The sequence below is a fragment of the Streptomyces sp. NRRL S-1022 genome (assembly GCF_000720135.1).
Taxonomy (GTDB): Bacteria; Actinomycetota; Actinomycetes; order Streptomycetales; family Streptomycetaceae; genus Streptomyces.
The window spans coordinates 246,667-273,115 of record NZ_JOIU01000019.1; the positions used below are offsets into that span (position 1 = coordinate 246,667).

Here is a 26,449-nt window from a genome sequence, read left to right on the forward strand (position 1 = left end):
AGGAGACCAGCCATGCCGATAGAACAGCGCGGTGTCGACACCATCCCGGACGAGGAACGCACCAGCGGGCCACGGGACCTGGTGTCGATCCTGCTCGGCTCCAACCTCTGTCTCGGCGTGATCATCTTCGGCTGGCTGCCGCCGTCCTTCGGGCTCGGCTGGTGGGCGTCGGTGACCGCGATCGTGGCGGGCACGGTGGTCGGCACCCTGTTCACGGCCCCGCTCGCCCTGGTCTCCCTGCGCACCGCGACCAACCTGTCCACCTCCTCCGGCGCCCAGTTCGGCGTGCGCGGCCGGCTCGTCGGCTCGGTGGTCGGGCTGCTGCTGGCACTCGGCTACACCGCGCTGACGGTGTGGATCGGCGGGGACGTGATGCTGATGGTCCTCGGCCGGCTCCTCGGGGTGCCGGCGAACGGGGTGTCGTACGCCCTCGTCTACGCGGTGCTCGCCGCCGCGACCGTCGCCGGCGCGGTCTACGGCTACCGGGTGCTGCTCGCCATGTCCCGCGTCCTCGCGATCGGCATGACGGCCCTGCTGCTGCTCGGCGTCCTCGCCTACGCCCCGCACTTCGGCACCGGCGCGCTGCCGGGCACGGGCGGCTACCTGCTGGGCTCCTTCTGGCCGACCTGGTTCCTGGCGGCGGTGGCGGCGGGCCTGTCCGGCCCCATCGCCTTCATCACCCTGCTCGGCGACTACACCCGCTACATCTCGCCGGCCCGCCACTCCGCGCGCCGCGTGCTGCACGGCACCTGGCTCGGGCTGGTCCTCGGCCTGCTGGTCCCCCAGCTCTTCGGCACCTTCACGGCGTACGCGGCCGGTGCGGCCACCGAATACGCGGGCCCGCTGGTCGCGGCCTCCCCCGGCTGGTACCTGGTGCCGCTGCTGCTGTCCGCCTCCGCGGGCTCGGCCGGCAACGCGGGCCTGATGCTGTACTCCATGGGCCTGGACCTGGACGCGATCCTGCCCCGCGCCTCCCGCGCCCGCGCCACCTGCACCGTGGCGATCGTGGCCACGGCCTGCGTCTTCGCCGGCCACTACGCCTGGGACGCGCAGTCGGCGATGACGTCCTTCGTCCTCCTGCTCACCGCCATCGGCACCCCGTGGGCGGTCATCACCCTCATCGGCTTCGTCCGCTGCCGCGGTGTGTACGACGCCGACGCCCTCCAGGTCTTCAACCGCCGCTCCCGGGGCGGGGTCTACTGGTACCGGGCGGGCTGGAACGTCCGCGCCACCGTGTCCTGGGCGCTCGGCGCGGGCGTCGGCCTGCTGGCGGTCTCCCTGCCGTCGTACGAGGGCCCGCTGCTGTCCCTGACCGGCGGGGTGGACTGCAGCTTCCTGCTGTCGGGGCTGGTCGGCGGGGCGGTGTACCTGCTGCCGGCGCCCCGCTGGGAACGCACGGGGGCCGCCGCGGACACGGAGTCCGGGGCGGCCCTGAGCATGTCCGGCGACCGTTAGCCGATCGTGTGCATCCAGCCGTGCTCGTCCGCGGTCCTGCCCCGCTGGAGGTCGAGCAGGGCCTCGCGCAGCCGCAGGGTGACCTCGCCCGGCTCCCCGCCGCTCTGCTGCCACTGAGCGCCGGCCCGCTTGATGGTGCCGACCGGGGTGATCACGGCGGCGGTGCCGCACGCGAAGACCTCGGTGAGGGTGCCGTTCTCGGAGTCGCGCTGCCACTGGTCCACCGAGACGCGCGCCTCCTCGGACTCGTACCCGAGGTCACGGGCCACGGCCAGCAGGGAGTCGCGGGTGACGCCCTCCAGGATGGAGCCGGTCAGGGTGGGCGTGACGATCTTGTTGCCGTACACGAAGTACAGGTTCATCCCGCCCAGCTCCTCGACCCACTTGTGCTCGACCGCGTCGAGGTAGCAGACCTGGTCGCAGCCCTTGGCGGCGGCCTCCGCCTGGGCGAGCAGGGACGCGGCGTAGTTGCCGCCGGTCTTGGCGTCGCCCATGCCGCCGGGGACGGCACGGACACGGTCCTCGGAGACCCAGATGGACACCGGCTTGACCCCGCCCGGGAAGTACGCGCCGGCCGGGGAGGCGATGACGATGAACAGGTACTCGTTGGCCGGCTTCACGCCCAGCCCGACCTCGGTGGCGATCATGAACGGGCGCAGGTACAGCGACTCCTCGCCGCCGTGCGCGGGCACCCAGTCGACGTCCTGCCGGACCAGGGCGTCACAGGCCTCGATGAACGTCTCGACCGGCAGCTCGGGCATGGCGAGGCGGCGGGCGGAACGCTGGAAGCGCTTGGCGTTCTGGTCCGGCCGGAAGAGGGCGACGGAGCCGTCGGGCTGCCGGTACGCCTTCAGGCCCTCGAAGATCTCCTGCGCGTAGTGCAGGACGTGGGTGGCCGGATCCAGCGGGATCGGCGCGTACGGAACGAGCTGGCCGTCGTGCCAGCCGCGGCCCTCGGTCCACTTGATCGTCACCATGTGGTCGGTGAAGTGGCGGCCGAAGCCCGGGTGGGCCAGGATCGCCTCGCGCTCTGCGGCGGCGAGCGGGCTGGCGGAGGGCTTGAGCTCGATCGTGGGCGTCGTCATGTGGTGTCCTTCACCGGTTGTAGTGACGGGCCGCGCTCACCCCCGCACTGCCCGTCGCCAGTGCTAGGACGTCCGAGCATTCCCTCATATCGCGGCTCCGCGTTCGATTATCGCGCGGAGGCGGCGGTGGACGGAATCGGGGTGAAGTGGCCCAGGGTTGATGGTGGCACCCGGCGAGGCACAGGAAAAGCCGCCGGGTGCGGTTGCGACCCGGCGGCTCGGTGTAGCGCGGCGGGTCAGCCGGCTACGCGTACGGCGAGCGCGTCGCCGATCTCGGAGGTGCTCCGGGCGGGCTGCCCGGCGCGCTCGGTGAGGTCGGCGGCGACCGCCGCGTCGATGCGGTCGGCCTCCGTGTCGTAACCGAGGTGGCGCAGCAGCAGGGCGACGGACAGGACGGTGGCGGTGGGGTCGGCCTTGCCCTGGCCGGCGATGTCCGGGGCCGAGCCGTGCACCGGCTCGAACATGGACGGGAACTCGCGGCTGGGGTTGATGTTCCCGGAGGCGGCCACGCCGATGCCGCCGGAGACGGCCGCGGCGAGGTCGGTGATGATGTCGCCGAAGAGGTTGTCGGTGACGATGACGTCGAAGCGGGCGGGGTCGGTGACGAGGTAGATCGTCGCCGCGTCGACGTGGATGTAGTCGGTGGTGACCTCGGGGTACTCCCGGGCCACCTTGTGGAAGGTGTTCGTCCACAGGTGCCCGGCGAAGGTCAGCACGTTGTTCTTGTGGACCAGCGTGAGCTTCTTGCGCGGGCGGGCCTGGGCACGCGCGAAGGCGTCGCGGACCACGCGCTCGACACCGTAGGCGGTGTTGACGGACACCTCGGTGGCGACCTCGTGCTCGGTGCCCTTGCGGATGGTGCCGCCGTTGCCGGTGTACGGGCCCTCGGTGCCCTCGCGGACGACGACGAAGTCGATCTCCGGCTGGCCGGCGAGCGGGGTGGCGACGCCGGGGAGCAGCTTCGAGGGGCGCAGGTTGACGTGGTGGTCGAAGGCGAAGCGGAGCTTGAGCAGGAAGCCGCGCTCCAGGACGCCGGACGGGACGCTCGGGTCGCCGATGGCGCCGAGCAGGATCGCGTCGTGCTGCTTGAGGGAGTCGAGGTCGGCGTCGGTGAGGGTCTCACCGGTGGCGTGGTAGCGCCGGGCGCCGAAGTCGTAGTCCTCGGTCTCCAGCTTCACATCCTGCGGCAGGACGGCGGAGAGGACCTTGAGACCCTCGGCCACGACCTCCTGGCCGATGCCGTCACCGGGGATCACTGCGAGATTGATGCTGCGAGACATGTCGGCACCCTACTCCTCGTCCCATGGGATGACATGCCCTGTCCGGCATGCGGACGCCCGGACGGGTGGCCGGGGTGCTCCCGTCGGCTGGCGTTCACCCCGGCGCGGCACGGGCGTCGGGCCGTGGGGGAAGGTTCCCGTCCATGGACACCCCTGACGTCGGCATCCCCCGCGCGCTCGCCGGACGGCTGAGCATGGCCGAGCAGTACGCGTACCTGCGCACCCGGGTGCTCCCGCGCCGCACGCTGGTGACGGCGGGCGCGGTGGCGGGCGGTCTGCTCACCGGCTGCCACGGCGCGCCGGGCCGGGCCGGCCCGGCCGGTTCGCGGGCGCCGGGCTCGGTGGTGCGCCCCTTCGGCCGCCACCTCGCCTTCGGCCCCGACCCCCGCACCGGGATGCGCGTCTCCTGGCAGGTGCCGTTCGCCGTGCACCGGCCGTACGTACGCCTCGGGCTGCGCCCCGACGACCTCGGGCGCCGGATCGCGGCCGAGGTACGGCCGCTGCACACACCCGGGGTGTCCGGGGTCCGGCCCGCGCTGGAGCAGTACTACGTGCACGCGGTCGCGGACGGCCTCACGCCCGGGACGACGTACTACTACGGCGTCGGCCACGACGGCTGGGACCCGGCCGCCACCGCCCACCGCGCGGCCATCGCCTCCTTCCGCACGGCGCCCGCCCGTCCGGAGCGCTTCGTGTTCACGGCCTTCGGCGACCAGGGGGTGAGCCGGGCGGCGAGCGCCGGCGACGGACTGGTGCTGCGCCAGAAGCCCGCCTTCCACCTGCACGCGGGCGACATCTGCTACGCGGACGTCAACGGCACCGGGCAGCGCGCGGACGGCTACGACCCCGCCCAGTGGGACCTGTTCCTGAGGCAGAACGAGCCGGTGGCGCGGTCCGTGCCGTGGATGGTGACGACCGGCAACCACGACATGGAGGCCTGGTACTCGCCGGACGGCTACGGCGGCCAGCTGGCCCGGTTCTCCCTGCCGGAGACCGGCTTCGACCCGCATGGCACCCCGGGCGCCTACTCCTTCGTGTACGGCAACGCCGGCTTCGTCGCGCTGGACGCCAACGACGTCTCGTACGAGATCCCCGCCAACCTCGGGCGCAGCGGCGGCCGGCAGACGGCCTGGCTGGACCGGACGCTGCGCCGGCTGCGCGCGAGCGACGGCCTCGACTTCGTGGTGGTGTTCTTCCACCACTGCGCCTACTCCACCTCCCGGCACGCCTCGGACGGGGGCGTCCGGCGTGAGTGGCTGCCGCTGTTCGCGCGGCACCGGGTGGACCTGGTGATCAACGGTCACAACCATGCGTACGAGCGCACGGACGCGATCCGGGCCGGCGGAGTCGGCCGGGCGGTGCCGGTCGGCGGCTCCACCGATCCCGCCCGGGACGGCACGGTGTACGTGACGGCGGGCGGCGGCGGCCGCGACCTGTACGCCTTTCCCCCGGGCGTCGCGGACAGCTACGAGGGGCAGGTCACCCGGCACGAGACCGTGAAGACCTTCGTGTGGACGAAGGGGAAGGACCGTCTGCCGGAGACGGCGGACTGGTCGCGGGTGCGCTACACCGGGTTCTCGCTGCTGTCGGTGGAGGTGCGGGCGGGCGCGTCGCCGCGGCTGGCGGTGTCGGCGCTGGCGCTGGACGGACGGCGGATCGACCACTTCGAGGTGCGGCGCGGCGGCTGAGGCCGCGCCGCTCCCGTGGGCCCGGCGGCTCAGTGGCCGGTCGAGCCGCCGTTGTCCCGGCGGTCCAGGGCACGCTGGAGGGCGGCGGCGGCGTTCTGGCGGTCGGACTCGCTCGTGCGGGACGTGTGGCGGACTCGGCGGACGGTCGTCTCGGCCATGGCGATCGACTCCTTCGGCATACGGGAAGCACGGAAGTGAGGGTTGCGAGTCGCCGGAAGAGGCGGGGAGCACCGGCCGCAGGGGTTGCCTGCACGGGGCCTGGCTCACGACCGCCATTCGCTGGATCGAGCGAGACGTTCGGCTCCTTTCAAACTAAGGGAGCCGCCCGCGTCTGTCTGCCCAATTACTCGGACTTCCTACTATCTGAGACGGCGGACCGCGGCGCACCGCCCTGAGCTGGGCTTTCGTGTGTTCGGGTGAGGGGGTCAGGTGATGTCGCCGTCGCGCCAGTCGAAGACCAGCTCGCCGTCGGGGTCGAGCGGGCCGGCGAGCGCGGGCCGTACGTACACACCGCCCTCCTCCTCCCGCAGCCGGACGATCCCGTCCGGGGAGAGGGCGTGCACCTGCCCGGGCCACAGCTGCCAGCCCCGGGCGGAGTAGAGCGCGGCCCCGTCCTCGCTCGCGGCGAGCGCGCCGAGGTCGTAGGCCCGGTCGGCCAGCCGCTCCAGCTCGGCCATCACCCGCCCGCCCAGCCCGGTGCGCCGCACGTCGGCCCGCACGGCCACGGCCTCCACGTACCCGGTCCGCAGCCAGCGCCCCCGGTGCCGCACCCGGCGCATCACGAGCGCCCCGTGCGCGGCGAGCCCGCCGGCGTCCCGGATCAGCACATGCATCCCGCCGAGCCCGTGGTCCCAGTCCTCGGCGGAGAAGTCCCCGTCGAAGGCGGCGTCCAACAGGGCTCGTGCGTCACGGAGTTCGGCGGCTTCGAGGGCGGCGGTGTGGGCGGTGCGCATGCGGATGGCCATGGCGTCATTCTCGGCCCGCCCGGCCGTCCGCCGGGAAACCGGCTGGTCGGCAGGGCCCGCGGTTGCAGTCCGGGTGGGCCTGTAGGACGGTGGTGGGACGGATGGGGCCAGTGGTACTGCCGTGACGTGACCGGAGCGGCCACCGCGCCCGAGGCGCCCGTGGGCCCCGTCGACTCCCACACTCCCCTGAGGCAGGTGGTGACATGCCTACCAACACTTCGAGCCGTAGGTACCGCACCCTGGCGGTCGGCGCCGTGGCGGCCGCCGGCGGCCTGCTGTTCGCCGGTCCGGCGCACTCCGCGGGGCTCGGGCACCCCACGGGGCTGGAGCCGGGAACGGTGACCTACTCCGGCTCGGTGAGCTGCGCGGGCAAGTTCCCGAACACCGTCCCCACGAGAGTCACGCTGCAGGCCCTGGGCTCGTCCGTCTCGGACGAGGTCGACAGCCAGAGCCAGCCGAACGCGCCCTACGGCCCGGTCGACCTCGTCGTGCCGGTGAACGCGAACTTCAAGCTCGCCATCACCGTGACCTGCACGGTCCCGGGCGGCAAGAGCCGCCAGTTCCACCTGAAGATCAACCAGCACGATCTGAGCGACGACGACGACATCAGGCTGAACCTCCCGTGAGGGCCTGACGGCCGGGAGGAGCACCCCGCGACGGGAACGGGCCGGCGGCCTGCCTTTCGAAGGTCGGCCCGCCGGCCCGTGTCCAGGGCGCTGAGGATCAGCCCATGTGCGGGTAGGCGTAGTCGGTCGGCGGGACCAGGGTCTCCTTGATGGCGCGGGTCAGCGTCCAGCGCTGGAGGTTCTGCGGGGCACCGGCCTTGTCGTTGGTACCGGACGCGCGGCCGCCGCCGAAGGGCTGCTGGCCGACGACGGCGCCGGTCGACTTGTCGTTGATGTAGAAGTTGCCCGCCGCGTAGCGGAGCTTCGCCATCGTGTGGGCGGCGGCGGCGCGGTCGCCCGCGATGACCGAGCCGGTGAGGGCGTAGTCCGAGACCGACTCCATCTGGGCCAGCATCTCGTCGTACGCGTCGTCCTCGTAGACGTGCACGGCGAGGATCGGGCCGAAGTACTCGGTCGTGAAGACCTCGTTCTCCGGGTCGGTGCACTCGATGACGGTCGGGCGGACGAAGTAGCCCACCGAGTCGTCGTAGCTGCCGCCCGCGACGATCGTGCACGCCGGGTCCGCCTTGGCACGGTCGATCGCGGCCTTGTTCTTGGCGAACGCGCGCTCGTCGATGACGGCGCCGATGAAGTTCGACAGGTCGGTGACGTCACCCATGGTCAGGTAGTCGACCTCGGCCGCGAACTCCTCCTTGAAGCCGGAGTTCCAGATGGAGGCCGGGATGTACGCGCGGGAGGTGGCGCTGCACTTCTGGCCCTGGTACTCGAAGGCGCCCCGGGTGAGGGCGGTCTTCAGCACCGCGCGGTCGGCCGACGGATGCGCGACGAGGAAGTCCTTGCCGCCGGTCTCGCCGACCAGGCGCGGGTAGGAACGGTACTTCTCGATGTTGGCGCCGACCGTCTTCCACAGGTACTGGAAGGTCTTGGTCGAACCGGTGAAGTGGATGCCGGCGAGGTCCCGGTGCTCCAGGGCGACCTTGGAGACCTCGATGCCGTCGCCGGTGACGAGGTTGATGACGCCCTTGGGCAGGCCCGCCTCCTCCAGCAGCTGCATGAGGAGGACGGCCGCGTGGGTCTGCGTCGGGGACGGCTTCCAGACCACCACGTTGCCCATCAGGGCGGGGGCGGTGGGCAGGTTGCCGGCGATCGCCGTGAAGTTGAACGGCGTGATCGCGTAGACGAAGCCCTCCAGCGGGCGGTGGTCCAGGCGGTTCCACACACCCGGGGAGTTCGCCGGGGGCTGCTCGGCGAGGATCTGGCGGGCGTAGTGGACGTTGAAGCGCCAGAAGTCGACCAGCTCACAGGGCGTGTCGATCTCGGCCTGCTGCGCGGTCTTGGACTGGCCCAGCATCGTGGAGGCGGCCAGGGTCTCGCGCCAGGGGCCGGCCAGCAGCTCGGCGGCGCGCAGGATGATCGCGGCGCGGTCGTCGAAGGACATCGCACGCCAGGCCGGCGCGGCGGCCAGCGCCGCGTCGATGGCGTCCCGCGCGTCCTGCTGGGTGGCGTTGCGCAGGGTGCCGATGGCGGACTTGTGGTTGTGCGGCTGGACCACCTGGATGGTCTCGCCGCCGCCCATCCGCTTCTCCCCGCCGATGGTCATCGGCAGGTCGATCGGGTTCTCGGCCAGCTCCTTGAGCTTGACCTCCAGCCGGGCGCGCTCGGGCGAGCCGGGGGCGTAGCCGTGCACCGGCTCGTTGACGGGGGTGGGGACCTGGGTCACAGCGTCCATGAGATCCGTAACTCCTTGTACGTGAGCGGGTGTGCGGGCTCAGCCCTTGCTGACCATGGAACGGAGGAAGAACCGGAGGTTGGCCGGCTTCTCCGCGAGACGGCGCATGAAGTAGCCGTACCAGTCGGTGCCGTAGGCGGTGTAGACGCGCATGCGGTGGCCCTCGGCGGCCAGCCGCAGGTGTTCGTCGCCGCGGATGCCGTAGAGCATCTGGAACTCGTACTCGTCGAGCTTACGGCCGGCCTTGTGGGCCAGTTCCTGGGCGATGGCGATCAGGCGCGGGTCGTGCGACCCGATCATCGGGTAGCCCTCGCCGTCCATGAGGATCCGCAGGATCCGGACGTACGCCTTGTCTATCTCGTGCTTCTGCTGGTAGGCGACCTCGGCGGGCTCCTTGTAGGCGCCCTTGACCAGGCGGACGCGGCTGCCGGAGGCCGCGAGGCGGCGGGCGTCGGCCTCGGTGCGGAAGAGGTAGGCCTGGATGACGCAGCCGGTCTGCGGGAAGTCCTTCCGCAGCTCCTCGTGGATGGCGAACATCGAGTCGAGGGTGGTGTGGTCCTCGGCGTCCAGCGTCACCGTCGTACCGATGGCGGCGGCCGCCTCGACCACCGGGCGGACGTTGGCGAGGGCCAGCTCGTGGCCGCCCTCCAGCGCCTGCCCGAACATGGACAGCTTGACCGACATCTCGACCCGCTCGCCCAGCTCCAGCTCCCTGAGGTGGCCGATCAGCGCGAGGTAGGCGTCGCGGGCGTGGGCGGCCTGCTCGGGCGTGGTGATGTCCTCGCCGACGACGTCCATCGTCAGCTCCAGGCCCTTCGCCGTCATGTCCTCGATGATCGGGACGACGTCGGCCACGGTCTCGCCGGGGATGAAGCGGTCGACGACCTGCTTGGTCACCGGGGCCGCCGAGATCAGGCGACGCATCCGGTCGCTGCGCGACGCGGCGAGAATCACGGGACCCAGCACGGGGCACCTCCACAGACAAGCACCGAAACGGGCCATCACCCGACGATTCGGGTACGGCACGGAGAACCACCGTGAAATCTATGGATCCCTCCGATCCTCGGCCATCGACAGCTGTCACGCATCCGTGCCCGGGATCTCAGACAGATGTATGAAGGCGGCCGGAGAATGAGGGAGAATGCCCGGGTGGCGGCGGATTTCAAGGCGTTCAGGGCGGACTACCAGGAGCTGGTGGACGAGATCTCCGAGCTGCTCGGGGTGCCCGCGACCCTGGAGAACCGCGACTTCGAGCTGATCGCCTTCGGTGCCTACGACAGCGAGGACGAGCTGGATCCGTCCGCGCTGGACCCGGTGCGCACCCGCTCGATCCTGACCCGGCGCTCCACGGCCACGGTCCGGTCCTGGTTCGAGGGCTTCGGCATCACCCGCGCGACCGGACCGGTCCGCATCCCGCCGAGCCCCGGGGCCGGCGTCTACCGCGGCCGGATCTGCCTGCCCGTGCGGCACCGGGGCGTCGTCCTCGGCTACGTCTGGCTGCTGGAGGGCGACCCCGGGCCCACCGACGCCCAGCTGGCCGCCGCGATGGCCGTCGCGGGCCGGATCGGCGCGCTGCTCGCCGACGAGGCGGAGGCCGGGGCCGGGCTCAGCCGGGAACTGCGGGCGGTGCTCACCGCGGAGAGCGGCTGGCAGCGGGACATGGCGGTGGCCGACCTGCGCACCGCCCTGGGCCCCCGCGCGGACGGCCCGCACACCCTGGTCTGTGTCGCGCCCTGGCCGTCGGCCGACCCGGACGACGCCCCGGCCGCCCGGACGATCCCGCACGCCACCGCGCTGTGCACACTGCCGTGGGGGGCGGCCGGGCAGAGCCTGGCGCTGCTGGTGCGGCTGCGGACCACGGAGACGAGCGCGCCCGCACTGGCGGCGGCCACCCGGCTGCTGAAGGAGGCCGAGGGGGCGCGCCAGGCGGCGGGCGGCGCGGCCCGCGGGGCCGGGGCGCGGGTGGCGGCGGCGGTCGCCGCGGGACTCCCCGCGGGGGCCGGGGGCGCCGCCGTCGCGGCCGGGATCGGCGAGACCCGCACCGGCCTCGCCGAGCTCGGCACGGTCTGGCAGGAGGCCACCGCCGCGGCGCGGGCCGCGCTGGCCGAGCCGCGGTTCGGGCCGGTCGCGCAGTGGTCGCGGATCGGGCCGTACCGGCTGCTGACCGCGCTGCCGCCCCAGGCCGCGCACGACCGCGTGGTCGGCCCGCTGCTCTCCCCCGTCCACCGGGAGCTGGCCCGCACCGCCGAGGTCTTCCTCGACTGCGCGGGCCAGGCCGGCCGCACGGCCTCCGAGCTGGGCATCCACCGCCAGACGCTGTACTACCGCCTGTCCCGTGTGGAGCAGCTGACCGGCCTGGACCTGGACGACGGCGAGGACCGGCTGCTGCTGCACATGGCGCTGAAGCGCGCCCGGCTGTGACCGTCCGGGCTGCGACCGTCCCGTCAGGCCGAGCCCCTCGGTACCGGGCCCGCCGCCGCGATGCCCGCCGAACAGACGGTGATCGACGCGGCGCGCGCCCGCCGTGCCGGCCTGCACGGCACAGCGCCCGGTGGAACCTCGCCTGCGACGGGGGCATGGGGGTGGGCGCGGCCGGCTTCGGCCTCCTCGCGGCGCACACCGGGTACGCGGGCGCGCCGACCGGGCTGCCGAGGCCGGGCGCCCTGGCCCGGCGGTGCGCGACCGGCGGGCGGGCGCCGGTCACCGGGCACCGGGCGCCGGTCACCGGGCACCGGTGCGACCCTGGGCGGGTCAGTCCCCGGCGGCACCCGCCCGGCCGGCCGGGTCAGCCGTTCCTGCCGACTCCGGCGATGACCCGCCGCAGCCCCTCCGTGAGCTGCTCGGCGGTGGTCGCCGTGTCCGGGTCGAAGAGCCACTGGACCATGAGGCCGTTGAGGAGGGTCTGGTAGAGCCGGCCCTCGGCCTCGACCGTCTCCCGGTCGAGGTCCGCCTCCGGAATGCCGGTGAACATGGACGCCAGTCCCGCCCGGCCCTCCCGCTGGGCCTCGGCCAGGCGCCCCCGCACCCCCTCCAGCCGCTCGTCCTGGAACATCAGCTCGAAGCTGAGCAGCCAGATCGCCCGGGCCTCGGGCACCGTGGCGATGATGGCGGCCATCACCTCCCGGAAGCGCTCCAGAGAACCCGGGGGCTGGGTGGTCTCCACGCCTGCGCCGGGGTCGAAGCGCTCGCCCACGCCCTCGATCAGCGAGATGTAGGCCTGCACCAGCAGGGCGTCCTTCGAGCCGTAGTGGTAGCCGATCGATGCCAGGTTGGTGCCCGACTCCCGGACGACGTCCCGCGCGGTGGTGCGCAGGAACCCCTTCTCCAGCAGGCAGCGCTTGGCGCCTTCGAGCAGATCCTCACGGTGTCCCATGCGGCCCACCCTACCCGCGACCCATACAACCGTCCTAGACGAATGACTTATACATTTGTTCTAGACAAGCGTTTAATACGCCCGTACAGTCTCCGGCATGACGACGAACGCGACGAGCACCACCGCCCCCGTCCGAGCCGGACGCCGTGAGTGGACCGCGCTCGGTGTGCTGATGCTGCCGCTGCTGCTGGTCTCGATGGACGTCTCCGTCCTGTACTTCGCGACCCCCGCGATCAGCGCCGACCTGCACCCGAGGGGCACCCAGCAGCTGTGGATCTTCGACATCTACGGCTTCGTCCTGGCCGGCCTGCTGATGACGATGGGCTCGCTCGGCGACCACATCGGCCGCCGCAGGCTCCTCCTCGTGGGAGCCGCGGCCTTCGGCGCCGCCTCGCTCCTCGCGGCCTACGCGAACAGCGCCGGGACCCTGATCGCGGCCCGCGCGATCCTCGGCATCGGCGGCGCGACCCTGATGCCGTCCACCATGGCCCTGCTGCGCACGATGTTCACCGACCCGGTCCAGCGGGCGAAGGCGATCGGAGCGTGGTCCGGCGTGATGACCGGCGGCATCGCCCTCGGCTCGGTGATGAGCGGCATCCTCGTCGAGCACTTCTGGTGGGGCTCGGTCTTCCTGGTCAACCTGCCCGCGATGGCGCTGCTGCTCGTCCTCGGCCCGGTGCTGCTGCCCGAGTCCAGGCACCCCGCGCCCGGCCGCTTCGACTGGCCGAGCGTCCCGCTGTCCATGGCCGCCGTGCTCCCCGTGATCTACGGCCTCAAGGAGATCCCCTCCGAGGGCTGGCACCCGCTGTACGTCGTCTCGATCACCGTCGGCCTGCTCTTCGCGGCCCTGTTCGTCCGGCGCCAGCGCACCGCCGGCTCGCCGCTGATCCCGCCGGCCCTGCTCAAGGGCCGCGGCTTCACCCCGGCGCTGGTCCTGAACCTCGTCGCCAGCCTCGGCATGATGGGCTCGGCGATCTTCACCACGCAGTACCTCCAGTCCGTCCTCGGCAAGAGCCCCCTGGAGGCGGCCCTGTGGAGCCTGCTGCCCTCGGTGTTCATCGGAGTCGCCGGTCCGGTCACGACGGCGCTCGTCCAGCGGGGCGTCGACCGGGGGTACGTCGTCGCCGGCGGCTTCGCGGCCATGGCGGCGGGTTACGTGGTGCTCGCCCTCGTCGGCACCGACTCGCTGTGGCCGGTGCTCACCGGGGCCGGCGTCCTGGCCTGCGGAATGGTCGCGATCATGTCCCAGCTGACCGACCTCGCCATGACCAGCACGGCGGTGGAGCGAGCGGGCACGGCCTCCTCGCTGCTGGAGACCGGCGCCGAGTTCGGCGGCGCGCTCGGCATGGCGGTCCTTGGCTCCATCGGTACGGCGCTCTACCGCCACGAGATGCCGGCCGGCGCGCCGGACCAGGCCCGCGAGACCCTGGGCGGCGCCCTCGCGACGGCCGCCCGCCTGCCCGGCGGGGCCGGCGACACCCTCCTCGCCACGGCCCGGGAGGCGTTCACCAGCGGCATGCGGGGCGCCGCGCTGGCCGGGGCGGTGATCCTGCTGCTGGCGGCGGTGGGCGCGGCGGTGACGCTGCGCGGGATCGGGGCCGGGCGGAAGTAAGGGGGAACGGAAAACGCCGGACGGGCTGAGGGAAGACCTCAGCCCGTCCGGCGTTCCGGCACGGACGGATCAGACCAGGTTCACCGAGCGGGCGGAGCGCGCACCGATCTCCTCGGCGACCTCGGCCAGCACGCCGGAGCCCACCGTGTCGTCCACGGTGAGGACGGCGAGCGCCTCACCGCCCACCGTCGCGCGGGCGACCTGCATGCCGGCGATGTTGAGGCCCGCCTCGCCGAGGATGCGGCCGACGGTGCCGACGACACCCGGGCGGTCCTCGTAGCGCAGGACGACCATGTGGTCGGCGAGCGCGAGGTCGACGTCGTAGTCGCCGACCGCGACGATCTTCTGGACGTGCTTCGGGCCGGCCAGCGTGCCGGAGACCGACACCTCCTCGCCGGTGCCCAGCGTGCCGCGCACGGTCACCACGTTGCGGTGCTCGGCCGACTCGGAGCTGGTGGTCAGCCGCACCTCGACCCCACGCTCCTGCGCGAACAGCGGGGCGTTGACGTACGACACCGTCTCGTCGACGACGTCCTCGAAGACACCCTTGAGCGCGGACAGCTCCAGCACCTTCACGTCGTGCTGGGTGATCTCGCCGTAGACCTCGACGTCGAGGCGGACCGCGACCTCACCGGCGAGCGCGGTGAAGATGCGGCCGAGGCGCTCGGCGAGCGGCAGGCCCGGCTTGACGTCCTCGGCGATGACACCGCCCTGCACGTTCACCGCGTCCGGCACCAGCTCACCGGCGAGGGCGAGACGGACCGACTTGGCGACGGCGATACCGGCCTTCTCCTGCGCCTCGTCGGTGGAGGCGCCGAGGTGCGGGGTGCAGACGACCTGGTCCAGCTCGAAGAGCGGGGAGTCGGTGCACGGCTCCTTGGCGTACACGTCGAGGCCCGCGCCGGCGACCCGGCCCTCCTTCAGCGCCGCGTACAGCGCCGCCTCGTCCACGATGCCGCCACGGGCGGCGTTGACGACGCGCACGGTCGGCTTGACCTTGCGCAGCGCCTCGTCGCCGATCAGGCCGAGCGTCTCGGGGGTCTTGGGCAGGTGGACGGTGATGAAGTCGGAGACCTCCAGCAGCTCGTCCAGCGACAGCACCTTGACGCCCATCTGCGCAGCCCGCGCGGGCTGCACGTAGGGGTCGTAGGCGACGACCTTCATGCCGAAGGCGGACATGCGCTGCGCGACGAGGGCGCCGATGCGGCCCAGGCCCACCACGCCCAGTGTCTTCTCGGCCAGCTCCACGCCGGTGTACTTGCTGCGCTTCCACTCGCCGTTCTTCAGCGCGGCGTTGGCCTGCGGGATGTTGCGGGCCGTGGCGAGGATGAGACCGCAGGCCAGCTCGGCGGCGGTCACGATGTTGGAGGTGGGGGCGTTGACGACCATCACGCCGGCCTTGGTGGCGGCGGAGACGTCGACGTTGTCCAGGCCGACACCGGCCCGGGCGACGACCTTGAGCTTCTTCGCGGCGGCGATGGCCTCGGCGTCGACCTTGGTGGCCGAGCGGATCAGGATCGCGTCCACGTCGGCGATGGCCGGCAGCAGTTCGGCGCGGTCCGCGCCGTTGCAGTGCCGGATCTCGAAGTCCGGACCGAGTGCGTCGACGGTGGCAGGCGACAGCTCTTCAGCGATGAGTACGACAGGTTTCGAGCTCACGTGAGTCCTCACATGTGCGATGCGGACGGCCGTCCCGACGGCCGCAGGCGGAGGAGGGGGGCTAGCCGCGGAAGACGCACGACGCTGTGGGCCTGACGCGTGTTGTGCAGCAGTCTAGTGGTGCGGCGGGCGCCGTATTACGCCACCGCGGAAGGATCACTCGTCCGGGGCTGGACGGGGTGGACAACAGAGGCCGGAGCGGTCCGCCCCGGCCCCTGTCGACAGGCTTACGCCTCCTCGTCGACCCACGACATCAGCTTGCGCAGCTGCTTGCCGGTGGTCTCCAGCAGGTGCTCGGAGTCCTGCTGCTTGTACTCGTTGTACTTCTTCAGACCGCCGTGGTACTCGTCCATCCAGTTCCGGGCGAAGGTGCCGTCCTGGATCTCGGCGAGGACCTTCTTCATCTCGGCCTTGGTGGCGTCCGTGATGATCCGCGGGCCGGTGACGTAGTCGCCCCACTCGGCGGTCTCGGAGACCGACCAGCGCATCTTCTCCAGGCCGCCCTCGTACATGAGGTCCACGATCAGCTTCAGCTCGTGCAGGCACTCGAAGTAGGCGATCTCCGGCTGGTAGCCGGCCTCGGTCAGGGTCTCGAAGCCCGCCTTGACCAGGGCCGCGGTACCACCGCACAGCACGGCCTGCTCGCCGAAGAGGTCGGTCTCGGTCTCCTCGGTGAAGGTCGTCTTGATGACGCCGGCGCGGGTGCCGCCGATGCCCTTGGCGTACGACAGGGCCAGCGCGAAGGCGTTGCCGGAGGCGTCCTGCTCGACGGCGGCGATGCACGGGACGCCGCGGCCCTCCTCGTACTGACGGCGGACCAGGTGGCCCGGGCCCTTCGGGGCGACCATGGCGACGTCGACGCCGGCCGGGGGCTTGATGAAGCCGAAGCGGATGTTGAAGCCGTGGCCGAAGAACAGCGCGTCGCCGTCCTTCAGGTGCGGGGCGATGGACTCCTCGTAGACCTGCCCCTGGATCGGGTCCGGCACCAGGATCATGATGACGTCGGCCTCGGCGGCGGCCTCGGCCGGGGTCACCACGCGCAGGCCCTGCTCCTCGGCCTTCGCCTTGGACTTCGAGCCCTCGTGCAGACCGACACGCACGTCCACACCGGAGTCACGCAGCGACAGGGCGTGGGCGTGGCCCTGGCTGCCGTAGCCGATGACCGCGACCTTGCGGCCCTGGATGATGGACAGGTCGGCGTCGGCGTCGTAGAACAGCTCGGCCACTTTGGGTTCTCTCCTTGTGTGCAGGTGGTGCGTCCCACCGTATGACGGCGGGCGGGAAGGAAGTTCGGGGGTCTCGGCATACGGGCGGCCGTTGGTCGCCGGCCGCCCGTTCTCAGTCTTACGCTGTCCGGTCGAGGGCGCGCAGCGAGCGGTCCGTGATCGAACGGGCGCCGCGGCCGATCGCGATCGTGCCGGACTGGACCAGCTCCTTGATGCCGTACGGCTCCAGCATCTTGAGCATGGCGGACAGCTTCTCGCTGGAACCGGTGGCCTCGATGGTCACGGCCTCCGGGGAGACGTCGACGGTCTTGGCGCGGAACAGCTGGACGATCTCCACGATCTGGGAGCGCGTCTCGTTGTCGGCGCGGACCTTCACCAGGACGAGTTCGCGCTGTACGGCCTGGCCGGGCTCCAGCTCGACGATCTTCAGCACGTTGACGAGCTTGTTGAGCTGCTTGGTGACCTGCTCCAGCGGCAGTTCCTCGACGCCCACCACGATGGTGATGCGGGAGATGTCGGGGTGCTCGGTGACGCCGACCGCGAGCGAGTCGATGTTGAAGCCGCGCCGGGAGAACAGGGCGGCGATGCGGGCCAGGATGCCCGGCGTGTTCTCCACCAGGACGGAGAGCGTGTGCTTGGACATGGTCTTTGTGCTCTTCCTTGCCTGTTGAAAGTCAGTCGTCTTCGTTGTCGCCGAAGTCGGGGCGGACGTCCCGGGCGGCCATGATCTCGTCGTTGGAGGTCCCGGCGGCGACCATCGGCCAGACCATCGCGTCCTCGTGGACGATGAAGTCGATGACGACCGGGCGGTCGTTGATGGAGTTGGCCTCCTCGATGACCTTGTCCAGGTCCTCCGGGCGCTCGCAGCGCAGGCCCACGCAGCCCATCGCCTCGGACAGCTTCACGAAGTCCGGCACGCGCGTGCCCTTGGCCTGCGGGTTGATGTCGTCCGGGCCGCTGTGCAGCACGGTGTTGGAGTAGCGCTGGTTGTAGAACAGGGTCTGCCACTGGCGGACCATCCCGAGGGCGCCGTTGTTGATGACGGCGACCTTGATCGGGATGTTGTTCAGGGCGCAGGTGGTCAGTTCCTGATTGGTCATCTGGAAGCAGCCGTCGCCGTCGATCGCCCAGACCGTCCGGCCCGGCTGACCGGCCTTGGCGCCCATCGCGGCCGGGACCGCGTAGCCCATGGTCCCGGCGCCGCCGGAGTTGAGCCAGGTGGCGGGCTTGTCGTACTGGATGAAGTGCGCGGCCCACATCTGGTGCTGGCCGACGCCCGCCGCGAAGACCGTGCCCTCGGGGGCGAGCTGCCCGATGCGCTCGATGACCTGCTGCGGGGAGAGCGAGCCGTCGCTCGGCAGGTCGTAGCCGAGCGGGTAGGTCTGGCGCCACCGGTTCAGGTCGCTCCACCAGGCGCTGTAGTCGCCCTGGTGACCCTCGCTGTGCTCCTTCTGCACGGCCTGCACCAGGTCGGCGATGACCTCGCGGGCGTCGCCGACGATCGGCACGTCCGCGGCGCGGTTCTTGCCGATCTCGGCCGGGTCGATGTCCGCGTGGACGATCTTGGCGTAGGGGGCGAAGCTGTCCAGCTTGCCGGTGACGCGGTCGTCGAAGCGGGCGCCGAGGGCGACGATCAGGTCGGCCTTCTGCAGCGCGGTGACCGCGGCGACGCTGCCGTGCATGCCGGGCATGCCCAGGTGCTGCGGGTGGCTGTCGGGGAACGCGCCGAGCGCCATCAGGGTGGTGGTGACCGGCGCGCCGGTCAGCTCGGCGAGGACCTTCAGCTCGGCCGTGGCCTGCGCCTTGAGGACGCCGCCGCCCACGTAGAGGACGGGCCGCCGGGCGGCGGTGACGAGCTTGGCGGCCTCGCGGATCTGCTTGGCGTGCGGCTTGGTCACCGGGCGGTAGCCCGGCAGGTCCATCACCGGGGGCCAGGAGAAGGTGGTCTTCGCCTGGAGGGCGTCCTTGGCGATGTCCACCAGGACCGGGCCGGGGCGGCCGGTGGAGGCGATGTGGAACGCCTGCGCGATGACCCGCGGGATGTCCTCGGCCTTGGTGACGAGGAAGTTGTGCTTGGTGATCGGCATGGTGATGCCGACGATGTCCGCCTCCTGGAAGGCGTCCGTGCCGATCGCCTTGGAGGCGACCTGGCCGGTGATCGCGACCAGCGGCACCGAGTCCATGTGCGCGTCGGCGATCGGCGTCACCAGGTTGGTGGCGCCCGGGCCGCTCGTCGCCATGCAGACGCCGACCTTGCCGGTGGCCTGCGCGTAGCCGGTGGCCGCGTGGCCGGCGCCCTGCTCGTGCCGGACCAGGACGTGCCGCACCCGGGTGGAGTCCATCAGCGGGTCGTAGGCCGGCAGGATCGCACCGCCCGGAATGCCGAATACCGTGTCCGCGCCGACCTCCTCAAGGGAGCGGATGAGGGACTGCGCACCCGTGACGTGCTCGACGGGGGCGGACTGCTGTCCTCCGGAACGGGGCCGCGGCTGCGGATGGTGGGCCCCGGTGGCCTGCTCGGTCATCGGCATTCTCTTCTCGATGCTGAGGGTTTTTGCGAGGTTCGGGCGGAGTGGGAGCACTGCACGAAAGTCACTCGTGCAACAAAAAACCCCTCGTGCCGGAAGGCAAGCGAGGGGAGCGCGCCGGTGAGGTCGCTGGGGATTCCGGATCGCCCTCCGGTGGGTCCCAGCTCAGCCGACGCGCTGTCCAAGTACGAGAATTCGGGTGCGCATGGGACTGACCCTCCCCCCGGCACGCACCACGTGTCAAGTGGGTGGGACGGGCGTCTCAGAATGTGAGCGAAGGGCACTGCCGCCTCCGAAGACAGCGGGGACACCCCCTGTGTACACCCCCGCCGCCTTCCCCGCGAAGGCCGGTTCGGCCGGGGCGTGCGGCACCGGATAGTGGCCGGATCCGAGCGCCCGGCGCAGCCGGTACTCGTCCAGCGGACCGGCGAACGCCATGCCCTGGCCATGGGTGCAGCCCATCGCGCGCAGCGCCACCACCTGCTCGGGCAGGTCCACGCCCTCGGCGACCGACTGGAGCCCGAGGTCCCCGGCGATCCGCAGCAGACCACTGGTGATCTTGTGCAGCCGCGCGGACTCGACCACGCCCTCGACCAGGTTGCGGTCGAGCTTGAGGATGTCCACGGGCAGCCGCCTGAGCGCCGTGATGGCCGCGTAGCCGCTGCCGAAGCCGTCCAGCGCGATCCGCACCCCGAGCCGGCTGAGTGCGGTCAGCCGCCGTTCCAGCTCGTCCAGCGGGACCCGCGGATCGGTGTCGGACAGCTCGACGACCAGCGCCCCGGGCGGCAGCCCGTGCCGGGTCAGCAGCCCCTCCACCGAGCCCAGCGGCGTCGAGCGGTCCAGCAGCCGGCGCGCGCTCATCCGCACCGCCACCGGTACGGCGACCCCGGTCGCGGCCCGCTCGGCCGCCTGCTGCACGGCCTCCTGGAGGATCCAGCGGTCCAGCTCGGCGGTCTTGTCTCCGTCCTCGGCCACCCGCAGGAACTCGGCGGGCGTGAACAGCACCCCCTGCGAGGAGCGCCAGCGCGCCTGCGCGCTGACCGCCGTGATCCGGCCGTTCTCCAGGCACACCACGGGCTGGTGCAGCAGCGCGAACTCGCCGTCGTGCAGTGCGGAACGCAGGCGCGTGGCCAGTTCCGCCTTGCGGACGACGTCCTGCTGCATCTGCGGCTTGTACAGCTCGACCCGGCCCTTTCCCGCCGACTTCGCGCGGTACATCGCCAGGTCGGCGTTGCGCAGCAACTCGCCCGCGCCGAGCCCGGGTTCGGCGAAGGCGACGCCGATGGAGGCGTTGACCCGGACATCGTTGCCGTCGATGGCGTAGGGCTGGGAGAGGGTCACCCTGAGCCGGTCGGCGAGCTCCACGATGTTCCGCTCCCGGGCGGCACGGTCGCGGGTGCCGTCCCCGACGATCAGGGCCGCGAACTCGTCGCCGCCCAGCCGGGACGCGGTGTCGCCCTGCCGGACCGCGTCCTGGAGTCTGCGGGCGGCCTGGATGAGCAGCTCGTCCCCGGCCTGGTGGCCGATGGTGTCGTTGACGGCCTTGAAGCCGTCGAGGTCGATGAAGAGCACCGCCGTACCGCGCAGGGCGGCGCCCCGGTCGGTGGCCCGGCGGCCGGACAGGGCCTGCTGCACGCGCTTGGTGAACAGCGCGCGGTTGGGCAGGTCGGTCAGCGGGTCGTGCTCGGCGTTGTGCTGCAACTGCGCCTGGAGGCGCACTCTCTCGGTGACGTCCCGGCTGTTGAAGATCAGCCCGCCGTGGTGCCGGTTGACGGTCGACTCGACGTTGAGCCAGCCGCCGTCGCCGGAGCGGAACCTGCACTCGATGCGGGTGGTGGGCTCCTCCAGCGGGCTGGCGGCGAGGAAGCGGCGCACCTCGTGCACCACGCAGCCCAGGTCCTCCGGGTGGATGAGCCCGGCCAGCTCGGTGCCCACCAGGTCCTCGGCGGGCCGGCCGTACACCCCGGCGGCGGCCGGGGAGACGTACCGCAGGATGCCGTTCGGCGCGGCGATCATGATGACGTCGCTGGAGCCCTGCACCAGGGACCGGAAGTGGTTCTCCGCCTGGGCCAGTTCCTGGGTGAGGGTGATGTTGTCCAGCAGCATGATGCCCTGCCGCATGACGAGCGCCAGCACCACGGCGCCCGCGGTGATCAGCACCACGTGGTCGGGCCTGCGCCCGTTGAGGACGTTGTACAGGATGCCCAGGGTGCACACGGCCGCGGCGAGGTACGGGGTGAGGGCGGCGAGCGAGCCGGTGAGCGGCCGGCCGGCCGGGTACCGGCTGTGCTCGCCGCCGGGTGCGGGCGGCAGCGGCGGGTGGTGGCCCACGCCGCGGTGGCCCGGCACGTGCTCGTGGACCACGCGCGTGTGCCCGTCCGCCGCGCGGGCCTGCCGCGCGCTCCCGCGCCGGGGGGCGGCCCAGGGGGCGTAGGCGAGCAGCAGCGAGCCGGCGAACCAGCCCGCGTCCAGCAGCTGCCCGGAGCGGTAGCTGCTGTGCAGCAGCGGCGAGGTGAACAGCGCGTCGCACATCACGGTCAGCGCGAGCGCGCCGATCGCGGTGTTCACCGCGGTGCGGTTGCCCGGGGCGCGGCGGAAGTGCAGCGCGAGGACCATGCTGACGAGCGCGATGTCGAGCAGCGGGTACGCCAGCGACAGCGCGGCGTGCGCCACGTTGGAGCCGTCGATCCGGGCCGCCTGGGCGAGCGCCAGGCTCCAGGACAGGGTGAGCAGCGAGCCGCCGATCAGCCAGGCGTCCAGGCCCAGGCAGATCCAGCCGGCCCGCGTCACCGGCCGCTTGGCCAGCACCAGCAGGCCCACGATGGCGGGCGGCGCGAAGCACAGGAAGAACAGGTCGGCGTAGCTGGGGCTGGGCACGGCCTGGCCCAGCACCACCTCGTACCATCCCCAGACCGCGTTGCCCAGCGCGGCCATGGTCGAGGAGAGGGCGAACAGCAGCCAGGCCGAGCGGAAGCGCACGCGCCGGCTGCGGGCGTACAGGAAGCAGGAGACGGCGGCGGTGCCGGCCGCGGCGCTCAGGCCGAAGTCGCCCATGATGAGCGCGACTTCGTTCGTGCCCCAGTCGAACGCGGCTCCGCCGGCGTAGGCCGCGCAGATCAGGGCGAGGACGAGCTGCTCCAGCAGCCGGTTGCCGTCGGTGCCGATCCGGCGGCGAGGCGGTGGCGCCTCGTGCGGGTGCGGTGCGCGCACCGCACCGTCGAGGGTGGTCGTCGCGGAGGGCGGGGCGCTCACCGGGGCCTCCCGGTCTGCGCCGCTCCCGGGGCCCGACGGTCCCGGTGCGCTGGGTGCGCATGCCTGCGGCGGCCGCTGTGCCTGCGCTGGTGATGGCTGTGGTGACTGGTGTGATGACCGCGTCTGCGCGCGGCCGTGCGCCAGGGTCGCCGCCGGCGGCTCCGCCGCGTCGGATCGTTCGTCCATAGGCCGTGCATCGCCCGTCGCCCCCCTCACAAATCTGAAATGTCCATCCCCGGCGCCGAACGGTCAGCGGCGCAGCCCCTGTCGGGACGATACACCAGGATCGTCACTCAGGGACATAGCGTCTCTACGCTCCGTGACGATCACCGGGAGCGCGGGCACGGGCCGCGTCCGGAAGGTTGCGGAGGGTGCCGGAAGCGGGGTCAGCGCCCGGTATCTCCCGCCGTTCCTTGCCCGGTCGTAAGGATCACGTTGCGCAGCGGCTCCTGGTTCACGTACCGGGTCAACTGGTCCACGACGAGTCGTTTGGCACGGGGCAGGAAGGCCGACGACGGGCCGCCGACATGCGGGCTGATCAGCACTCCCGGCGCCTGCCACAGGGGATGGCCGGGGGGCAGCGGCTCGGGATCCGTGACGTCCAGGGCGGCCTTGATCCGCCCCCGCTCCAGCTCGGCGAGGAGCGCCTCGGTGTCCACGACGGCTCCGCGCGCGACGTTCACGAGCAGCGCGCCGTCCTTCATCCGGCCCAGGAAGCCGGCGTCGACGAGGCCCCTGGTGGTGTCCGTGAGCGGGGTGCAGAGGATCACGACGTCCGCCTCGGGGAGCAGTGAGAGCACATCGGTGATCGGGTGCACAAGACCGCGCGCCGTGGTGCGCTGGGAGCGCGCGATGCGCGCCACCCGCGCCACCTCGAAGGGTGCGAGCCGGTCCTCGATGGCGGCACCGATCGCGCCGTAACCGACGATCAGCACGTTCTTGTCGGCGAGGGCCGGTTGGAAACCGCCCACCCAGCGCTCCTCCTGCTGGGCACGGACGAACTCGGGGATGCCGCGCAGCGCGGCGAGGGTCAGCGTGAGCGCCAGCTCGGCCGTGCTCGTCTCGTGCACCCCGCGCGCGTTGCACAGCCGCACGCCCGGCGGGATCACCGACAGCCGGTCGGTGATGTCGTCGACGCCCGCGGTGAGCGTCTGGATCACCCGGACGTTCGTCAGGTGCTCCAGCGGACCGACCCTGACCGACAGCCGCTTCATGTACGGCACGACGTACACGGCGCACTCCGCGGGGTCGCCGGGAAACGGCTGGTCACCGTCGTCGCCGCCGTCCCAGAACAGGTACCGGGGCCCCGCGGGCAGCCCCTCGATCTCCTCGGGCGGAATGGGAAGCCACACCTGTGAAGTCATGCCGGGAGGCTATGTCAGGTACGCGCCCGTGCAGAGGTTAGGTTGGGGGCCGGGCAGAGGGAGGTTCACGAGCAGGTGGAGCGCAGGACGATCGGCGCGGGGGGACTCGCGGTGGGGGCCGTCGGACTCGGGTGCATGCCGATGAGCTGGGCGTACAGCGGATCGCGGCAGCGGGGTGACGAGTCGCTCAGAACCGTGCACCGGGCGCTGGACCTGGGCTCCGACCTCCTGGACACCGCCGACATGTACGGCCCGTTCACCAACGAGCTGCTGCTGGGCCGGGTACTGAAGGAGCGGCGCCGGGACGCCTTCGTGTCCACGAAGGTGGGGCTGCTGGTGGGCGAGCAGCACATCGTGGCCAACGGCCGCCCCGGCTATGTGCGGCGGGCGTGCGACGCCTCGCTGCGGCGGCTGCAGACGGACGTGATCGACCTGTACCAGCTGCACCGGGCCGACCCGGAGGTGCCCGTCGAGGAGACCTGGGGCGCGATGGCGGACCTGGTGCGGGCCGGGAAGGTGCGGGCGCTGGGTCTGTGCGCGGTGGGGGCGCGCGGCGGGCGCCGCACCGGCACCGGCCTGTACGACGCGACGCTGCGCCAGTTGCAGCGGGTCCAGCAGGTGTTCCCGGTGAGCGCGGTGCAGGCGGAGCTGTCGGTGTGGTCGCCGGAGGCGCTGCGGGCGCTGCTGCCGTGGTGCGAGGCGCGCGGGGTGGGCTTCCTGGCGGCGATGCCGCTGGGCAACGGTTTCCTGACCGGCACGCTGACGCCGGGCGAAGGCTTCGAACCGGACGACGTGCGCGCCCGGCATCCCCGGTTCACCGCGGAGATGATGGCGGCCAACCAGCCGATCGTCGCGGGCCTGCGGCGCATCGCCCGCCGGCACGGCGAGGAGGTCACCCCGGCCCAGGTGGCGCTGGCCTGGGTGCTGGCGCAGGGCCGTCATGTGGTCGCGCTGCCGGGCACCAAACGGGAGCGCTGGGCGGCGCAGAACGCGGCGGCCGCCGGGCTGCGGCTGACCGCGCAGGACCTGGCGGAGGTGTCCCGGCTGCCGGCCGCGCAGGGGTCGTGGGACTGAGGTTCCCCCGATCGGTTGCCGGGGACCGGGAACCCGGGAGGGCCCGGGCGGTGTTGGACAAGGAGAGCGACAGCGAGAGCGTGCCGTTCGGACCGCCGCGTCGAAGGGACCAGGATCGTGCAACGTGGAGCCGTGACGGCCGTGCTGGCCGCGGCCGCCCTGATGCTGACGGCCGGCTGCTCCTCCGGCGGGCAGGGCCGGCCGGAGTGGGCCGGGCGCACGGCGGAGGGGACGGCTCCGGGCGCCTCCTCCCCGCGGGCCACCGAGTCCGTACCACCGGCCGAGGGCTCGGTGCGGGTGCTGCGCACGGTGGCCGGGGGCCTGAGGACGCCGTGGGGACTGGCCGCACTGCCCGGCGGCGGGCTGCTGGTGTCGTCCCGAAACGAGGGCACGATCAGCCGGATCGACACCAGGACCGGCCGGACCACCGTACTGGGCACGGTCTCCGGGGTCTCCCCGGCCGGCGAGGGCGGCCTGCTGGGCATCGCCCTCTCCCCCGGCTATGCCTCGGACCACATGGTCTACGCCTACTTCACCTCGGCCTCGGACAACCGCATCGTGCGCATGCGCTACGACGAGCGGAAGCCGGCCGGTGAGCAACTGAGCGCTCCGGACACGGTGTTCAAGGGCATCCCGAAAGGCCTCATCCACAACGGCGGCCGGATCGCGTTCGGTCCGGACGGCATGCTGTACGCCGGCACCGGCGAGAGCGGGCGGAAGGGGCTGGCGCAGGACAGGAAGTCGCTGGGCGGCAAGATCCTGCGGCTGACCCCGGACGGCGAACCGGCGCCGGGCAACCCGTTCCCCGGCTCGCCGGTGTACTCCTACGGCCACCGGAACGTGCAGGGCCTGGCCTGGGACGGCCGGCAGCGGCTGTTCGCCTCGGAGTTCGGCCAGGACACCTGGGACGAGCTGAACGCGATCAAGCCGGGCGGGAACTACGGCTGGCCGCGGGCCGAGGGCAGGTCCTCCGACCCCTCGTTCCAGAACCCGGTGGCCCAGTGGCCCACCGACGACGCCTCCCCCAGCGGCATCGCCTGCGTGCGCGGCGTGATCTGGATGGCCGGCCTGAAGGGCGAGCGGCTGTGGCGCGTCCCGTTGAACGGCACGTCGGCCTCGGCCGCCCCGCAGGCGTTCCTCACCGGCGCCTACGGCCGCCTGCGTACGGTCGTCGCGGCGGGCGGCGACAGGCTCTGGCTGGTGACGAGCAACACGGACGGCCGGGGCCACCCGCGGAAGGGGGACGACCGGGTGCTGGAGCTGCGGGTGCGGTAGCCCCGGCCGCTCCGGCTCACTCCGGTTCCGGGTCGGCGGGCCGTTCCTCCGGGCCGGTCCGGCCGTCTTCCGGGCCGGCCGGGGCCGCCAGGCGTATCACCGCCTTGCCGGAGGCGAGGTCTATCGGGCCGCGGCCGGGGTCGTTGTCGCCCACGTCCTCGCGGGTCAGTTCCTGTCGTTTCTGTTCGTCCCTGGTGTGTTTGCGGCCGGGTGCGAACAGTTCCTCGAACGCGTTGAACACGGCTCCCCCTCACTGCC

The 26,449-nt window shown here is 72.2% G+C and carries 21 protein-coding genes; 7 read left to right on the forward strand and 14 right to left on the reverse strand.

The features are described 5' to 3' along the window. The first annotated feature begins 12 nt into the window (after nucleotides 1-12). Nucleotides 13-1,455, forward strand: coding sequence for a cytosine permease (locus IG05_RS0127000; protein ID WP_030346597.1), 1,443 nt, complete (start codon nucleotides 13-15; stop codon nucleotides 1,453-1,455). Here IG05_RS0127000 and IG05_RS0127005 read toward each other — a convergent pair. Both IG05_RS0127005 and IG05_RS0127010 read right to left on the reverse strand, forming a co-directional pair. Then, a complete protein-coding gene (locus IG05_RS0127005; RefSeq protein ID WP_030346598.1) occupies nucleotides 1,452-2,540 on the reverse strand; it encodes a branched-chain amino acid aminotransferase in 1,089 nt (362 codons plus the stop codon). The two genes, IG05_RS0127000 and IG05_RS0127005, sit on opposite strands and share 4 nt — an antisense overlap. A gap of 236 nt (nucleotides 2,541-2,776) precedes the next feature. Then, complete coding sequence (locus IG05_RS0127010; RefSeq protein WP_030346600.1) at nucleotides 2,777-3,820, reverse strand: 3-isopropylmalate dehydrogenase; 1,044 nt, start codon at nucleotides 3,818-3,820, stop codon at nucleotides 2,777-2,779. A 143-nt stretch (nucleotides 3,821-3,963) separates the two neighbouring features. Here IG05_RS0127010 and IG05_RS0127015 point away from each other — a divergent pair, with 143 nt between their 5' ends. After that, nucleotides 3,964-5,508 (forward strand): purple acid phosphatase family protein, encoded by a 1,545-nt coding sequence (locus IG05_RS0127015; protein WP_030346601.1) that lies wholly within the window; start codon nucleotides 3,964-3,966, stop codon nucleotides 5,506-5,508. Nucleotides 5,509-5,537: 29 nt separating this feature from the next. Here the strand turns inward: IG05_RS0127015 and IG05_RS50040 are convergent, their stop codons facing one another. Together IG05_RS50040 and IG05_RS0127025 are read right to left on the reverse strand one after the other, a co-directional pair. Further along, a complete protein-coding gene (locus IG05_RS50040; protein ID WP_267883326.1) occupies nucleotides 5,538-5,666 on the reverse strand; it encodes a hypothetical protein in 129 nt (42 codons plus the stop codon). A gap of 267 nt (nucleotides 5,667-5,933) precedes the next feature. Beyond that, nucleotides 5,934-6,473: a GNAT family N-acetyltransferase gene (locus IG05_RS0127025; RefSeq protein ID WP_030346602.1), complete on the reverse strand. Its 540-nt coding sequence runs from the start codon at nucleotides 6,471-6,473 to the stop codon at nucleotides 5,934-5,936. A gap of 203 nt (nucleotides 6,474-6,676) precedes the next feature. On the opposite strand from IG05_RS0127025, the gene IG05_RS0127030 reads away from it, so the two are divergent. Then, a complete protein-coding gene (locus IG05_RS0127030) occupies nucleotides 6,677-7,099 on the forward strand; it encodes a hypothetical protein (RefSeq protein WP_030346603.1) in 423 nt (140 codons plus the stop codon). A 97-nt stretch (nucleotides 7,100-7,196) separates the two neighbouring features. On the opposite strand, the gene pruA is transcribed toward IG05_RS0127030, so the two are convergent. Both pruA and IG05_RS0127040 read right to left on the reverse strand, forming a co-directional pair. Further along, on the reverse strand, nucleotides 7,197-8,828 hold the full coding sequence (gene pruA, locus IG05_RS0127035; protein ID WP_030346605.1) for an L-glutamate gamma-semialdehyde dehydrogenase: 1,632 nt from the start codon (nucleotides 8,826-8,828) through the stop codon (nucleotides 7,197-7,199). A gap of 39 nt (nucleotides 8,829-8,867) precedes the next feature. After that, nucleotides 8,868-9,794 (reverse strand): proline dehydrogenase family protein, encoded by a 927-nt coding sequence (locus tag IG05_RS0127040; RefSeq protein ID WP_030346606.1) that lies wholly within the window; start codon nucleotides 9,792-9,794, stop codon nucleotides 8,868-8,870. Between the two features lie 165 nt (nucleotides 9,795-9,959). Between IG05_RS0127040 and IG05_RS0127045 the strand changes: the two genes are divergently transcribed. Next, a complete protein-coding gene (locus tag IG05_RS0127045; RefSeq protein ID WP_199808389.1) occupies nucleotides 9,960-11,249 on the forward strand; it encodes a PucR family transcriptional regulator in 1,290 nt (429 codons plus the stop codon). A gap of 364 nt (nucleotides 11,250-11,613) precedes the next feature. Here IG05_RS0127045 and IG05_RS0127050 read toward each other — a convergent pair whose 3' ends face one another. Beyond that, complete coding sequence (locus IG05_RS0127050; RefSeq protein ID WP_030346608.1) at nucleotides 11,614-12,201, reverse strand: TetR/AcrR family transcriptional regulator; 588 nt, start codon at nucleotides 12,199-12,201, stop codon at nucleotides 11,614-11,616. Between the two features lie 97 nt (nucleotides 12,202-12,298). Between IG05_RS0127050 and IG05_RS0127055 the strand changes: the two genes are divergently transcribed. Then, nucleotides 12,299-13,813 (forward strand): MFS transporter, encoded by a 1,515-nt coding sequence (locus IG05_RS0127055; RefSeq protein WP_030346609.1) that lies wholly within the window; start codon nucleotides 12,299-12,301, stop codon nucleotides 13,811-13,813. A 69-nt stretch (nucleotides 13,814-13,882) separates the two neighbouring features. On the opposite strand, the gene serA is transcribed toward IG05_RS0127055, so the two are convergent. The 6 genes from serA to IG05_RS0127085 form a co-directional block, all read right to left on the reverse strand. Further along, entirely contained in the window at nucleotides 13,883-15,472 is a 1,590-nt protein-coding gene (gene serA, locus IG05_RS0127060) for a phosphoglycerate dehydrogenase (RefSeq protein ID WP_030346610.1), read from the reverse strand. Between the two features lie 227 nt (nucleotides 15,473-15,699). Next, the gene (gene ilvC / locus IG05_RS0127065; RefSeq protein ID WP_030346611.1) at nucleotides 15,700-16,698 is read right to left on the reverse strand and encodes a ketol-acid reductoisomerase; all 999 of its coding nucleotides are present in this window, start codon (nucleotides 16,696-16,698) and stop codon (nucleotides 15,700-15,702) included. Nucleotides 16,699-16,816: 118 nt separating this feature from the next. Then, a complete protein-coding gene (gene ilvN / locus IG05_RS0127070) occupies nucleotides 16,817-17,341 on the reverse strand; it encodes an acetolactate synthase small subunit (RefSeq protein ID WP_030346612.1) in 525 nt (174 codons plus the stop codon). A 31-nt stretch (nucleotides 17,342-17,372) separates the two neighbouring features. Then, nucleotides 17,373-19,223 (reverse strand): acetolactate synthase large subunit, encoded by a 1,851-nt coding sequence (locus IG05_RS0127075; protein WP_030346613.1) that lies wholly within the window; start codon nucleotides 19,221-19,223, stop codon nucleotides 17,373-17,375. Nucleotides 19,224-19,466: 243 nt separating this feature from the next. Beyond that, the gene (locus IG05_RS0127080) at nucleotides 19,467-22,478 is read right to left on the reverse strand and encodes a putative bifunctional diguanylate cyclase/phosphodiesterase (protein ID WP_030346615.1); all 3,012 of its coding nucleotides are present in this window, start codon (nucleotides 22,476-22,478) and stop codon (nucleotides 19,467-19,469) included. 386 nt (nucleotides 22,479-22,864) lie between these two features. Beyond that, entirely contained in the window at nucleotides 22,865-23,842 is a 978-nt protein-coding gene (locus tag IG05_RS0127085) for a 2-hydroxyacid dehydrogenase (RefSeq protein WP_199808390.1), read from the reverse strand. A gap of 75 nt (nucleotides 23,843-23,917) precedes the next feature. Between IG05_RS0127085 and IG05_RS0127090 the strand changes: the two genes are divergently transcribed. Continuing rightward, complete coding sequence (locus tag IG05_RS0127090) at nucleotides 23,918-24,916, forward strand: aldo/keto reductase (RefSeq protein WP_030346617.1); 999 nt, start codon at nucleotides 23,918-23,920, stop codon at nucleotides 24,914-24,916. Between the two features lie 132 nt (nucleotides 24,917-25,048). After that, entirely contained in the window at nucleotides 25,049-26,191 is a 1,143-nt protein-coding gene (locus tag IG05_RS0127095; protein WP_030346619.1) for a PQQ-dependent sugar dehydrogenase, read from the forward strand. Nucleotides 26,192-26,207: 16 nt separating this feature from the next. On the opposite strand, the gene IG05_RS0127100 is transcribed toward IG05_RS0127095, so the two are convergent. Then, complete coding sequence (locus IG05_RS0127100) at nucleotides 26,208-26,432, reverse strand: DUF6191 domain-containing protein (protein ID WP_030346620.1); 225 nt, start codon at nucleotides 26,430-26,432, stop codon at nucleotides 26,208-26,210. Nucleotides 26,433-26,449: the final 17 nt, after the last annotated feature.

Bases quoted from the DNA above. Each gene is read 5' to 3' on its own strand.
- IG05_RS0127000 (WP_030346597.1), top strand. From the start codon at position 13: ATGCCGATAGAACAGCGCGGTGTCGACACCATCCCGGACGAGGAACGC.
- IG05_RS0127005 (WP_030346598.1), bottom strand. From the start codon at position 2,540: ATGACGACGCCCACGATCGAGCTCAAGCCCTCCGCCAGCCCGCTCGCC.
- IG05_RS0127010 (WP_030346600.1), bottom strand. From the start codon at position 3,820: ATGTCTCGCAGCATCAATCTCGCAGTGATCCCCGGTGACGGCATCGGC.
- IG05_RS0127015 (WP_030346601.1), top strand. From the start codon at position 3,964: ATGGACACCCCTGACGTCGGCATCCCCCGCGCGCTCGCCGGACGGCTG.
- IG05_RS50040 (WP_267883326.1), bottom strand. From the start codon at position 5,666: ATGGCCGAGACGACCGTCCGCCGAGTCCGCCACACGTCCCGCACGAGC.
- IG05_RS0127025 (WP_030346602.1), bottom strand. From the start codon at position 6,473: ATGGCCATCCGCATGCGCACCGCCCACACCGCCGCCCTCGAAGCCGCC.
- IG05_RS0127030 (WP_030346603.1), top strand. From the start codon at position 6,677: ATGCCTACCAACACTTCGAGCCGTAGGTACCGCACCCTGGCGGTCGGC.
- pruA (WP_030346605.1), bottom strand. From the start codon at position 8,828: ATGGACGCTGTGACCCAGGTCCCCACCCCCGTCAACGAGCCGGTGCAC.
- IG05_RS0127045 (WP_199808389.1), top strand. From the start codon at position 9,960: ATGAGGGAGAATGCCCGGGTGGCGGCGGATTTCAAGGCGTTCAGGGCG.
- IG05_RS0127050 (WP_030346608.1), bottom strand. From the start codon at position 12,201: ATGGGACACCGTGAGGATCTGCTCGAAGGCGCCAAGCGCTGCCTGCTG.
- IG05_RS0127055 (WP_030346609.1), top strand. From the start codon at position 12,299: ATGACGACGAACGCGACGAGCACCACCGCCCCCGTCCGAGCCGGACGC.
- ilvN (WP_030346612.1), bottom strand. From the start codon at position 17,341: ATGTCCAAGCACACGCTCTCCGTCCTGGTGGAGAACACGCCGGGCATC.
- IG05_RS0127075 (WP_030346613.1), bottom strand. From the start codon at position 19,223: ATGACCGAGCAGGCCACCGGGGCCCACCATCCGCAGCCGCGGCCCCGT.
- IG05_RS0127085 (WP_199808390.1), bottom strand. From the start codon at position 23,842: ATGACTTCACAGGTGTGGCTTCCCATTCCGCCCGAGGAGATCGAGGGG.